Source organism: Helcobacillus sp. ACRRO (assembly GCF_022347125.1).
GTDB classification, from domain to species: Bacteria; Actinomycetota; Actinomycetes; order Actinomycetales; family Dermabacteraceae; genus Helcobacillus; species Helcobacillus massiliensis.
On the sequence record NZ_JAKRNG010000008.1, the window covers coordinates 18485 to 30816 of the forward strand.

Genomic DNA, 12332 nt, shown 5'->3' on the forward strand with positions numbered 1-12332 from the left:
CACTCGCCGTCCGGGCTGTCGGTCTCACCCGTCAGCGCTGCAGTCCACCTTGTACATCACGGAATGGTCCGTGGACATGATCACCTGACCGATCGCCGGATCGACTGCACCCAACGGCGTGAAGATCTCAGCGCGTCCATACGCCCACGCATCGCTGTACACGTATCCGATGCCGTGGCTCTTCAGCGTTTGACACGCTCGGGGGTCGTGCCCGGCGTTCTGGGCTGCGAGGACGAGATTCTTGTGCGATTTCTTGTAGGTTTGGCCGGCAACCGGGAACCGCACCTTCTGCCCGGTCATGGCATGGAGGTGTGACCCCCCGGAGAACGGGCTCGCGAGCAGCATGACCTCCGGGTCCATCTCTCCAGCGACCCGCTCCAGTTCAGCCAGCTCATGGGAGTCGAAGTAGCGGGGACGAGACAGATCATCCAGGTCCAGGTTCAGCGCGGCATAGTCAGCCCGGTCCTGGACGCTCACTCCCGCGAGCAACACAGCTGATGCAGCAACAACCGCTGTTACTGCGGGCAGCCGCTCCAACACCCGCTGCAGACGCGCCAGGCCCGCTGGCACCAGGGTGACTACCAGCGTCGTCAGAAACATGGAGATGCGGTCCTGGCCGCGGTACCAGAGCCCGGAGAGCTGCGGCTCCCAATCGATTGCAGCATCGATGTACAGCACCCCGGTGATCAGCACCATGACGAGGATGGGGAACGAGCCGCGCCGCAGCATCGCCCACAGTCCGATCCACGCGACGATCCACAGAGCCACGCCGATCGGCATCGGCCACACCGTCAACAGGCCGCTGACCAGTTCGCCCGCGCCCTGGGGGAGAGGCACCACGAGGCCGCCGACATAATCGCCGGGGTTGATGCCGAGGCGTCCGGAAACAACAGCGGCGTAGGGGAGGAGCCCGAGAGGTGGAGTCCAGGCCAGCGCCCACGTCCTCAGGTGACGGTCACGTCGGGTCAGAAGGTCCGTGCCCGCACCAGCACCCAGGATGAGCGCGGCATAGACAGCCACATTCGGGTGCGTGAATGCGACCCCGAAACCAGCGACACCGAGGGCACCGACGCGGACGATCACGGCGGGTGACAGCACCCCCGCCGATCGGCGGCGCAGAACCCGCCACGTCTCGATGGCGAACCCGAGCAGTGCCGGCAGCAGAGATGCTGCCACCAGGTTCGGGATGGGAGAGAGATGGATCCACTCATTGACGGGAGCGGCAGGGGCCAGCGCGGCAGCGACGGCGGCAGCGGTCGGAGCCCACCATCGCCGAATGAACAGGACACGCGCCAGGTAGGCCGAGCCGACCACGAAAGGAACGACGGCCAGGACGAGCACGGATGCGTTCAGCAGGATCGGCGTGGGGGTGAACGGCACTAGGGCAGCGAGCGCGTGATACCCGCCCGGATAGTACCGAGGAAGATCTGTCGCCAGAGAAAGACGACCGAGATGCAACGTGGAGCCGTCTCCGGTCAGGCGGACCTGCTGCACGGCCTGCAGGTGGTACAACGCATCCCAGCGCTGGAGGAACGCCCCCGGCTCACCCATCGCCACGAGGATCGGCATCACAGCGATGCCGACCGCCGGCGCGATGACAGCGAGCGACAGCCACGGGCGCGGGAACAGACGCGGCAGGACTGGTAGCTCCCTTGTCCGCGCGCGCACAGGCCCGTCGGCCGCTCCAGTCGCGGTCTCCGTGGAGGCGGCTGAGCCCCGGCGTGAGGCCAGCACCCGTCGGCCCACCAGCCCCAGAGCGGCCAGGAGCAGCACCGGAACCAGCAGAACCGGCAGGGACCACCGGATCCCCATCGGCGCCGCCGCCACCGCCGCGAGCGTGGACACCGCGACGGTGATCAACGGCGCGACCGCCCAGACGGTGGGGCCGCGCAGCCCCCAGCAGCGGAGAATGAGAACGCCTGGTCCGACAGCGAGGACCAGAGTCCACGCCGCGGACCAGGCGAACCGAGCCCAGTCAGCCATCAGTGCGCGACGCACCCTCCGCAGCACCGGTGGCGCCATCGGCCCTGCGCACGGTGCCCAATGCTGCGATCCGGTACTCATCCGGGTGCACCGTGTCCGCGATCGCGAGGCGCCGCGCCAAGTACGTTGTACGCTTCTCCGCGTTCTTCGTCCGCGCCTCCTGCAGCGCCAGGAAGCCCAACAGGACCACCACGGTCGCGTACAGCAGCAGGTCGGCGCCGCGTCCCACACCGACGAAGCGCGCAACCTGAGTGAGGATCGACGGGAAGATCACGGTGAACACCGCGAACAGGGCGAACAGGATGATCAGCAGGCGGCGCACCGCCAGCTGCTTGGCGCCGCGCTTCAGGAACAGCCACGCCGTGATCCCCAGAATGCCGGCGATCAGGATCATCTGAATGATGAACGCCCTGTTCGCGAACGCGGGGGCTCCCTGCACCGCCGCGACGGTTCCGGTCACAGCGGGATGGACGAGGAGGGCAGCGCCGGGCATGTCAGGCGTCCTTCGCGGAGGCGGTCGACTGCTCGCCGTCGCCGTGGACCAGGCGCGGGGTGCCCTGCCACTTCGCGGCGTCCGTGATGTTGCGGCCGTCCACGATCAGCTTCACACCCGGCACGGTCGCAGCCGAGTACTCCGCGTACTCCGGGTGGTTCGTCTGCACGATCACCAGGTCAGCGGCATCGCCCTCGTGCCACGGCGTCCAGCCGAAGCCCTCGAGCTCCTCATCGGTGTAGAACGGGTCGTGCACGGACACCTCGGCGCCGCGCTTGGTCAGCTCGTCCACGGTCGGGAACACACCCGAGAAGGCGGTCTCCTTCACCCCGGCGCGGTAGGACGCACCGAGCACCACGGCCTTCATGCCCTTCAGGGACCCCAGCAGCTTCTCAGCGCGCTCCACCAACTTCGCGGGGACGGAGGCGTTGAGGATGCGAGCGGAGCGCACGGTCTCGGCCGACGGGTCGCCGGAGAGGTACAGGCGCGGGTACACCGGGATGCAGTGCCCGCCCACGGCGATGCCCGGCTGGTGGATGTGGCTGTACGGCTGCGAGTTCGAGGCCTCGATCACCTTGAATGCGTCGATGCCGTTGTCCTGCGCGAACAGCGCGAACTCGTTCGCCAGACCGATGTTCACATCGCGGTAGGTGGTCTCGGCGAGCTTCGCGAGCTCCGACGCCTCCGGGGTGCCGAGGTCCCACACGCCGTTCGGGCGGGCCAGATCCGGGCGCTCATCGAACTGGAGGGCGGACTCGTAGAACTCGGTGGCGCGCTTCGTGCCCTCAGGGGAGAGGGCGCCGATCAGCTTCGGGTACTTGCGCAGGTCCTCGAACACGCGGCCGGTGAGGACTCGCTCCGGGGAGAACACGGCGAAGAAGTCCTTCGACTCCTTCAGGCCGGAGATCTTCTCGATTGCGGGCACGAAGCGGTTGCGCAGCGTGCCGACGGGCAGGGTGGTCTCGTAGGAGACGAGCGTGCCCGGGGTGATGTGCTCGGCAAGCGACGTGGTGGCCGCGTCCATCCAAGCGAAGTCCGGCTCCCAGGTCTCGTCGTTGACGAACAGCGGCACCACGATCACGATGGCGTCGGCGCCGGGAATGGCCTCCGAATAGTCCGTGGTGGCGCGCAGCCGACCAGCGGGGACGAGCTCCTCCAGCTTCTCCTGCAGGTGCGCTTCGCCGGGGAACGGCTCCTTGGCGTCGTTGACCATGTCAACGGTGCGCTGGTTGACGTCAACGCCGATGACCTCGTGGCCTGCGTCAGCGAATTGGACGGCGAGGGGAAGGCCGATCTTCCCCAGTGCAACAACGGCAGTCTTCACGTTCGGGTGTCCTCACATGGTCGATGCGAATCCGGCCACCAGGCCGAGTCCGCGTCCCGGTTAACAGTCCTCAACAGGGTATCCTCCTAGAGGTCGGGGACCATGGGAGCGCCATGCCGAATGCGGCGAAGCTCGCGCCCGCCGCCCGGCCCCGCCGTCACGACGCCGAACCACCGAAGGAGCGCGATGAGCCACGTCCCCGAGGAGCGCCGCGAGCCAACCACTTCAGCGCCCCTGCCCGACCCGGGAACGGACACCACCTGGTTCGTCATCCCCCTCTTCAACGAGGGCCCCGTGATCCATGACGTGATCACGCAGCTGCGCACCCGCTACCCCCTCGTGGTCTGCGTGGATGACGGCAGCGACGACGACTCCGCTGAGCAGGCCGAAGCCGCCGGCGCCGTCGTGGTCCGCCACCCCTACAACATGGGGCAGGGCGCCGCGCTGAAGACCGGCATCGACTACGCCCTGCAGGACGAGAACATGCGCCAGGTCGTCACCTTCGACGCCGACGGTCAGCATCAGGTGGATGACGCCGCCTCCATGATCCGCATGCTCCACGATGACGGCGTGGACGTGGTCCTCGGTTCCCGCTTCCTGGACACCCGCACCAAGCCGGGCCTGCTGAAGCGGATTGTGCTCAAGGGGGCGATCGTGTACGAGAACCTGACCACCGGGGTCAGCCTGACCGACGCCCACAACGGGCTGCGCGTGCTCGGCCGCACCGCCTGCGAGGTCATCACCATTGAGCAGAACCGCATGGCGCACGCCTCGGAGATCCCCTCGGAGATCCATCGGCACGGCCTCACCTACAAGGAGCATCCGGTGCACATCCTGTACACCGACTACTCCCGCGCCAAGGGTCAGTCGGTTCTGAACTCCATCAACATCGTCATCGACATGATCCTGCGCTGAGCGCGCCCATCACAGGGCGTTCTTCTTCGCCTTCTCCACATCGAGCGTGCCGTCCTTGATCTCGGAGAAGAACGTCTCGATCTCCTGATCATCGGTGGAGATCGCCACACCCGAATGCTTGGTCTGGAAAGCAGGGTTGTCGATCGGCATCGGCACCGCACTGCCGGAATTCGATGCGCTGCGCATCGCCATTCCCAGTCGCGTCACGTCCACCAGCCCGGTGTCGTCGTCGGTCAGCAGTGCTCGGCCGGACGCGCTCGCCAAGCGCACATGGGCGAACGGGTTCAGAAGCACGGCAGGGGAGGCGGCGCGCTTCATCATCGATGAGATGAACTGCTGCTGGCGCTCCTGGCGCCCCAGATCTGCGCGCGGATCGAAGTAGCGGGCGCGGACGAACGCGAGCGCCTGCTCACCGCCCACGTCGTGGCAGCCCTTCGTCATCTTCAGACCGGACTTCTCATCGTCCACGTCCTGGTCGATGCACAGGTTCACGTGGCCCACGGCGTCGACCATGTCGGTGACGCCGTCGAACCCGATCACCACGAAGTGGTCCACCGTCAGACCGGTGAACTGCTCGATCGTCTTCACCAGCAGCTTCGGGCCGCCCATCGCGTAGGCGGCGTTGATCTTGTACTTCCCCTTCCCGGGGATGTCCACGAGGGTGTCGCGGGGGATCGACACGAGATAGGTGTTCCCGTTGTCCGCCTTGTGCACCAGCATGAGGGTGTCAGTGCGCTGCGCGCCGCCGTCCTCCAGGTCCGCGCCGGCGACGAGATAGGTGGTGCCGGGCGTGTCCTCGGCGTCCGAGAGGGCGGCCGTGTGCTGAATGTGCGAGTTGGTCCACACCCCGAGCCCCACGCCCCATCCGAGCACCAGGACGATCAGCAGAATCGCCGCGGCGCGCAGGAGCCTCGCCCACCGCGGCAGACCCCGTCGGCCTCCCTCCCGACGCGCAGGCCGGGAGCCGCCCACCTGGCCGGGCATGCGTTGCGGGCGTCCCTTCGGCCGTAGCGCGCCGGGCTGTGCTGCAGCGGGATGAGAGCCGGCCGCGGCTGCGGCAGCGCCGCCCTGGCCGACGGGGGTCGCGCCTCGAGCAGGTGCGCCACCAGCAGGGGCGCCACCGCGGACGGGCGGCATCCGACGGGTCGGCGGCTCCTGGCGCGGCATCTGCTGCGTGGGCTGCTCACCCGTCGGAACAGGATGGGAACCGCGCGGCGGGCGCGGACGGGACGAGCGGGTGTGAGGATTCCCTCCGGCTGGGCCGATGGGGCGGGCAGAGCTGCCGGGTCGCGCATGCGACCTGCCGGACTGCTCGGGGGAATCCTGGTTCATGGGGTCTCCGAATCGAACTGCTCGGGGTCTGGTGCCCACTCAGAGTACACAGCAACGGTCCCACTTCGAGGCCCGTCGGCCCACCCTCCACAACCCCATCGCCGCGCGTGCGAACAATCTTCACCTCACCTCCCCTCGCGCCACCACGATTCGGCAGGCTCGCCCGATTACACTCGAGGCGAACCAGCCCGACGAAACGGAGATCATCCATGCCCGCCGACCTCGCGCCGATGCACGTGACCGCTGTCGTCGTCACGTACAACCGCCCCGATCTCCTGCGCGAGAGCCTCGACGCCCTGGCCGACCAGACCCGCCCCGCGGACCGCGTCATCATCATCGACAACGCCTCCACCGACGAATCCGGGCGCGTCGCCGACGAACACCACATCGGCGCTGACGTCCTCCACCTGAACCGCAACGTCGGCGGCGCCGGAGGCTTCACCGCCGGCATGGCCCACGCCCTCCGCAGCGGCGAGCACACCGACTTCCTGTGGATCATGGATGACGACACCGTCCCCCTTCCGGACGCCCTCGCCGAACTCCTCGCCGCTGATCACCGACTCCAGCAGCGCGGCATCAGCGCCGCCGTGCTCTCCTCCCGTGCCGTCTGGACCGACGGGCGCGACCACCCCATGAACTCCTCACGGACCCGCCTCGGGGTCCCCCAGAGCGAGGTGGAGCGCTTCGCCGAGATCGGAGTGCGCCCGATCCGCACCGCCAGCTTCGTCTCCGCCCTCATCCGTGCCGGCGAGGTCCGCACCCACGGCCTGCCGAAGGCCGACTACTTCATCTGGAGCGACGACTTCGAATTCACCGGCCGCCTTCTGCGCAGCGGTCAGGGCTTCGCCGTGCCCGGCAGCGTGGTCGAGCACCGCACCGTCGCGTTCTCCAACGCCGCCGCCAACCCGGGCAGCCGCATGCGCTACGACGTCCGCAACCGCCTGTGGACCCTCCTGCGCACCGACTCCTTCACCCGGAAGGAGCAGGTCCTCTACGGCGGGAAGTCCGCGCTCGGCTGGGGGAGGACCCTGCTGCGCACCCGCGGCGACCTTCTGCCGATCGCGTGGCGCGGCCTGCGCGAGGGCCTGCGCGAGATGCCCCGCATGAACGCCGTGGTCCTCGGAGCCGACCCGGAGCGAGCCGAGGAGATCCGAGCCGTGGAGAAGGCGGCCCGCCGGTGACGCAGCATCCCCGCGAGCCGTTCACCCTTCTGATGGCGGTGTGGGGCAACGACGAGCCCTCCGCCGTCCGCGCCGCCCTGCACAGCGCCACCAGCGCGCAGACCCTTCCGCCGGACCATGTCGTCCTCTCCTGCGACGGTGACCTGCCCCCGGCGCTCGCCGCCATCGCCGACGGTGTGGAGCGCGGCGAGTACGGCCCCGCAACCGTGCTGCGCCGCAGCGACCACCGCGGCCTCGCCGAAACCCTCCAGGAAGGCCTGCTGGCGTGCCCCACCTCGCTGGTGGCCCGCGCCGACGCCGACGACCTCAACCACGCCGACCGCTTCGAGAAGCAGATCCCGGCGCTGCTGCGCCGCAACCTCGACATCCTCGGCGCCGGCATGCGCGAACTCGGCTCGGGCCGAACCCGCAACCGTCCCACCTCGCAGGAGGAGATCGAGCGGTACCTCAAGGACCACTCGCCGTTTCAGCATCCCACCGTGGTGTTCCGCAAGGAGGCCGTGCTCGCCGCAGGTGGCTATCAGAGCCTCCCGTTCATGGAGGACTACGACCTCTGGTACCGGATGCTGCGAGCCGGTGCACGTGCAGGCAACCTCGCCGAAGCGCTCGTGGACTACCGCGTGGGCCCGGAGCTGTACGACCGACGCGGCGGCCTCGAACTGTTCCGCAGCGACATCCGGATGCAGCGCCGCATGGTGGCCGACGGGGTCACCTCCTGGCCCCGCGCGCTGCGCAACCTCTGCATCCGCGGCGCCTACCGAACGGTGCCCGGCCCTCTCCGGCGGCTCATGTACCGCCTGCTCGTCGAGAAGATCGGTGTGTGACTTCCCACCCGCACGGGGTGAACAGGTATTGGGAGGGTCTCCACCGGCCCGCCCGAAGGGCTCCTCAGATGCCGAATCGGTACAGTGGAGCCACGTTGACTTCAGAAAGGCAGACGCATGTCGAACCCTGACCTCGTGATCGTCGGCTCCGGCCTCTTCGGACTGACCATCGCCGACCGCGCGGCTCGTGAGCACGGCGCCCGCGTGACCATCATCGAGAGCCGCGACCACATCGGCGGCAATGCGTACTCCGAGGTCGATGACCGCACCGGCATCGAGGTCCACAAGTACGGTGCGCACCTGTTCCACACCTCCAATGAGCGGGTGTGGAAGTACGTCAACGACTTCACTTCGTTCACCGACTACGTGCACAAGGTGTACACCACTCATCAGGGCGTGGTGTACCCGATGCCGATCAACCTCGGCACCATCAACCAGTTCTTCTCCGCCGCCTACAGCCCCAGCGAAGCGCGCGAGCTCATCGCCGAGCAGGCCGGCGAATTCGCGGGCAAGGACCCGGAGAACCTCAACGACAAGGGCATCTCCCTGATCGGCCGCCCCCTCTACGAGGCGTTCATCAAGCACTACACCGGCAAGCAGTGGCAGACCGATCCCAAGGACCTGCCCGCCTCGATCATCTCCCGCCTCCCGGTGCGCTACACCTACGACAACCGCTACTTCAACGACACCTACGAGGGCCTGCCCACGAAGGGCTACACCGCGTGGCTCGAGAACATGGCGGACCACCCCAACATCGAGGTGAAGCTGTCCACGGACTACTTCGACGAATCGCAGGAGCTCAACAAGAAGAACCTGCGCGGCAATGTTCCGGTCGTCTACACCGGCCCGGTGGACCGCTACTTCGACTACGAGCTCGGCGACCTCAAGTGGCGCACTATCGACCTGGAGACCGAGCACCTCGATGTGGGCGACTTCCAGGGCACGTCCGTGATGAACTACGCCGACGAGTCCGTACCCTTCACCCGCATCATCGAGCCGCGCCACTTCCACCCCGAACGCGACTACGCCACCGACCGCACCCTCATCCAGCGTGAGTTCTCCCGCTTCGCGGAGCGCGACGACGAGCCGTACTACCCCATCAACTCCAGCGCCGACCGCGAGACCCTGCTGCAGTACCGCGAGAAGGCGGCCGCCGAGCCCTCCACCCTCTTCGGTGGACGCCTCGGCACCTACCAGTACCTCGACATGCACATGGCGATCGGCGCGGCCCTGTCCATGGCGGACAACAAGCTGCCGGACCTGCTGCGGTCCTGAGCGCACCCCGCCCGGCCGAGACGCATCCGCACCACCATCCAGGAGCCTTCCCGATGAACCAGACCGTCCGCATCCCCGACGACCACCGAGTCCTCCACCGGCTGATCATGCCGGAGGACCCGATGGCGGACACTCTGCCGCTGTACGTGGAGTCCGTTGCTGCAGGGGCCGCCGCCCTCGCCTCCACCGGGTCGGCCCTCGGAGAGGTCGGTCCGCAGAAGAAGGCGGAGCAGACCCCAATGGCTCCCGGGGCTGCTGTGGCGGAGGACTTCGACCTCTCGGAGCACCGCTCCCGCTTCGGCGCCACCATCCCCGCCGCAGGCTCCCGGTCCTTCGGCACCTACTTCAACGCCTTCCCGGCCTCGTACTGGCGGCGCTGGACCCCGGTGCGGGAGATCACCCTCACCATCCAGACCGAGGGTGACGGGCAGATCGTCGTGAACCGCTCCAACGCCAAGGGTGCGCAGCAGCGCGTGGACGCCGTCGCCGTCACCGGAAGGCGCACCACCCGCGTCCCGCTGAAGCTCGACGCCTTCGGCGACGGTGGCTGGTACTGGTTCGACGCCTTCGCCGGAGCCCAGGGGCTGCGCATCCTCGGCGCCGCGTACTCTGCGGACGCCTCCCTCGCGAAGCGCCGCGGCACCTTCTCCATCGGCATGACCACCATGAACAAGGTGGAGTACTGCCTGGACAACATCCGCACTCTCCTGCGGCAGGACGACCTCCTGGAGCTCATGGACGTCATGTACGTGATCGACCAGGGCAGCGACCGCCTCACCGACCATGCCGAGCAGCTCACGCCCCTGCAGGAGGGGATGGGCGAGAAGCTCCGGATCATCGAGCAGGGCAACATCGGCGGCTCGGGCGGCTTCTCCCGCGGTATGTACGAGGCTTCCACCAACGGCCGTTCCGACTACGTCATCAACTGCGATGACGACATCGTCATCGAACCCGAGTCCTTCCACCGCGTCCTCACCTTCGCCGACTTCTGCACCCGCCCCACCCTCGTGGGCGGCCACATGTTCGATCTCAACAACCGCTCCTCGCTGCACACCTTCGGCGAAGTGGTGGACCCGTGGCGCACGCAGCCCGCGGCACCGAACGAGGAGATGGAGCTCAGCTACAACCTCGCCTCCTACCCGCTGCGCGCCACGCCGTGGCTGCACCGCCGTGTGGACGTGGATTACAACGGCTGGTGGATGACCCTCATCCCCACCGAAGTGGTGCGTGAGATCGGACTGTCCCTGCCCGTGTTCATCAAATGGGACGACGCCGAGTACGGCCTGCGCGCCAAGAAGGCGGGCTACCCGACCGTGTCCCTGCCCGGCGCCGCCGTGTGGCACGTCGCCTGGGGTGACAAGGACGACCTCGTCGGCTGGCAGGCGTTCTTCCACGAACGCAACCGCATCATCACCGCCCTCCTGCACTCCCCGTACGAGAACGGCGGCCGTGTCACGAAGGAGTCGCAGTTCCTCGACATCAAGCATGTCTTCTCGATGCAGTACTTCACCCAGATGGGCCGTGCCCTCGCGCAGCGCGCCATCCTGGACGGCCCGGACGCCCTGCACCAGAACATCGGCACGATCCTTCCTGAGATCCGGTCCAAGACCGGTGACTATGCGGACTCTCGCCCGAAGAAGAACATCGACGACTTCCCGGCTGTGGTGCCCGGCAAGCCGCCGCGCAAGGGCCGCCCGCTCACGCAGCCCCGCCGTGCCGCCCTGCCGCTGTGGGCGGCGAAGCAGCTGGTGCGCCAGACGCTGGTGAAGCCGTCGGAGAAGGCGCAGAAGAACCCGCAGGCAGCGATCGCGCACCAGGATGCCCGCTGGTGGCGCCTCACCCGCTACGACAGCGCCCTTGTCTCCAACGCTGAGGGAACTCAGGTGTTCTGGTACCAGCGCGACCCGAAGGAAGCGGTGAAGGCGCTCGGCGAGTCTGTGCGCGTCCACGCCGACCTCACCCGCCGGTGGAAGGAGCTCAGCCGTGCGTTCCAGGATGCCGCGCCGCGCATCACTTCCTTCGAGGAGTGGGAGAAGACCTTCGCCGCGAACCCGGCACCGCAGCGGGAGGACAAGAACAGCGCGGGGGCTGATCGTTGAGCCGAACCGCGCTGAACCGTGAGGAGAAGAAGCAGGGATGGCGCGAACCGGGGGATGACGCCGGCTGGCTGAACCCCGTCAAGGAGCGGTTCCTGCTGCGCCTGCTCGTGAAGAAGGAGCTGCGCGTCCGCTACCGCGGCAGCGTGCTCGGCATGGCGTGGTCATACGTCAAACCGGCCGCGCAGTTCCTCGTCTTCTTCATCGCCCTCGGCGTGTTCCTGCAGCTGAACCGGTCGATGCCGGCGTACGCCGTCTACCTGTTCTCCGGCATCGTGGTGATCAACCTGTTCGGAGAGGTGTTCGGCAACTGCACCCGCTCCATCTCGTCCAACGCGCCTCTGGTCTCCAAGATCTACCTGCCGAGCGAACTGTTCCCCTGGTCCAGTGCGGTGGTCGCGATCATCCACTTCATTCCGCAGCTGCTGGTGCTGACAGTCGGCGCCCTCGTGTTCGGGTGGCGGCCCGGCCTGACAGAAGCGGCATCGTTCGCCGCCGGCTTCGCGATCCTCGTGATCTTCACGGTGGGCCTCGGCATGCTCGCCGCCGCTCTGAACGCCGCGTTCAGAGACGTGGAGAACTTCGTTGACCTCATCATCATGATCGCCACGTGGGCCTCACCGATCCTGTACCCGATCTCCCTCGTGCACAAAGAGATGGGCGACAGCATCCTCTGGTCGCTGTACGCACACAACCCGCTCACGATCGTGGTGGAGCTGTTCCACTCGGCGTTCTGGCGCGGCTACGCCCGCACCGCACACCCCAGCCCCGAAGCGCAGGCAGCGATCGACATCGGGTCCTCCGTGGCCGGTCTGTGGTGGTTCGGCCTGCTGACCGCGATCGCCACGTTCATCGTGGGGGCCCTCGTGTTCGACCGCGCGAAGCGCAGCTTCGCCCAGGAGCTCTGAA

General features: G+C 67.7%; 10 protein-coding genes. 6 read left to right on the top strand and 4 right to left on the bottom strand.

From position 1 onward, the window contains the following. Positions 1–24 precede the first annotated feature (24 nt). The 3 genes from MHY20_RS04400 to MHY20_RS04410 are packed head-to-tail and all read right to left on the bottom strand — an operon-like array spanning position 25 to position 3800. Positions 25–1983: a DUF6541 family protein gene (locus MHY20_RS04400; protein WP_239375127.1), complete on the bottom strand. Its 1959-nt coding sequence runs from the start codon at positions 1981–1983 to the stop codon at positions 25–27. Further along, on the bottom strand, positions 1976–2476 hold the full coding sequence (locus MHY20_RS04405) for a DUF2304 domain-containing protein (protein ID WP_239375129.1): 501 nt from the start codon (positions 2474–2476) through the stop codon (positions 1976–1978). Before MHY20_RS04405 ends, MHY20_RS04400 begins: the two co-directional genes overlap by 8 nt. A gap of 1 nt (position 2477) precedes the next feature. Next, positions 2478–3800 carry a nucleotide sugar dehydrogenase gene (locus MHY20_RS04410; protein WP_239375131.1) on the bottom strand — a complete coding sequence of 441 codons (1323 nt, stop codon included), beginning with the start codon at positions 3798–3800 and terminating at the stop codon, positions 2478–2480. Positions 3801–3986: 186 nt separating this feature from the next. Between MHY20_RS04410 and MHY20_RS04415 the strand changes: the two genes are divergently transcribed. Further along, complete coding sequence (locus tag MHY20_RS04415; protein ID WP_183373636.1) at positions 3987–4715, top strand: glycosyltransferase family 2 protein; 729 nt, start codon at positions 3987–3989, stop codon at positions 4713–4715. A 9-nt stretch (positions 4716–4724) separates the two neighbouring features. Here the strand turns inward: MHY20_RS04415 and MHY20_RS04420 are convergent, their stop codons facing one another. Continuing rightward, complete coding sequence (locus MHY20_RS04420; protein WP_239375133.1) at positions 4725–5699, bottom strand: LCP family protein; 975 nt, start codon at positions 5697–5699, stop codon at positions 4725–4727. Positions 5700–6256: 557 nt separating this feature from the next. Here MHY20_RS04420 and MHY20_RS04425 point away from each other — a divergent pair. From MHY20_RS04425 to MHY20_RS04445, 5 genes are all read left to right on the top strand, one after another. Beyond that, positions 6257–7228 (top strand): glycosyltransferase, encoded by a 972-nt coding sequence (locus MHY20_RS04425; RefSeq protein WP_239375136.1) that lies wholly within the window; start codon positions 6257–6259, stop codon positions 7226–7228. Further along, positions 7225–8052, top strand: a complete 828-nt coding sequence (locus MHY20_RS04430; protein ID WP_239375139.1) for a glycosyltransferase — start codon at positions 7225–7227, stop codon at positions 8050–8052. Before MHY20_RS04425 ends, MHY20_RS04430 begins: the two co-directional genes overlap by 4 nt. A 117-nt stretch (positions 8053–8169) precedes the next feature. Further along, positions 8170–9327, top strand: a complete 1158-nt coding sequence (gene glf / locus MHY20_RS04435; RefSeq protein ID WP_183373638.1) for a UDP-galactopyranose mutase — start codon at positions 8170–8172, stop codon at positions 9325–9327. Between the two features lie 53 nt (positions 9328–9380). Further along, on the top strand, positions 9381–11426 hold the full coding sequence (locus MHY20_RS04440) for a glycosyltransferase (protein WP_239375142.1): 2046 nt from the start codon (positions 9381–9383) through the stop codon (positions 11424–11426). After that, positions 11423–12331 carry an ABC transporter permease gene (locus tag MHY20_RS04445; RefSeq protein WP_239375145.1) on the top strand — a complete coding sequence of 303 codons (909 nt, stop codon included), beginning with the start codon at positions 11423–11425 and terminating at the stop codon, positions 12329–12331. Before MHY20_RS04440 ends, MHY20_RS04445 begins: the two co-directional genes overlap by 4 nt. Position 12332 lies beyond the last annotated feature (1 nt).

Coding starts and splice junctions, on each gene's coding strand:
- MHY20_RS04400 (WP_239375127.1), bottom strand. CDS start 1,983: ATGGCTGACTGGGCTCGGTTCGCCTGGTCCGCGGCGTGGACTCTGGTC.
- MHY20_RS04405 (WP_239375129.1), bottom strand. CDS start 2,476: ATGCCCGGCGCTGCCCTCCTCGTCCATCCCGCTGTGACCGGAACCGTC.
- MHY20_RS04415 (WP_183373636.1), top strand. CDS start 3,987: ATGAGCCACGTCCCCGAGGAGCGCCGCGAGCCAACCACTTCAGCGCCC.
- MHY20_RS04420 (WP_239375133.1), bottom strand. CDS start 5,699: ATGCCCGGCCAGGTGGGCGGCTCCCGGCCTGCGCGTCGGGAGGGAGGC.
- MHY20_RS04425 (WP_239375136.1), top strand. CDS start 6,257: ATGCCCGCCGACCTCGCGCCGATGCACGTGACCGCTGTCGTCGTCACG.
- glf (WP_183373638.1), top strand. CDS start 8,170: ATGTCGAACCCTGACCTCGTGATCGTCGGCTCCGGCCTCTTCGGACTG.
- MHY20_RS04440 (WP_239375142.1), top strand. CDS start 9,381: ATGAACCAGACCGTCCGCATCCCCGACGACCACCGAGTCCTCCACCGG.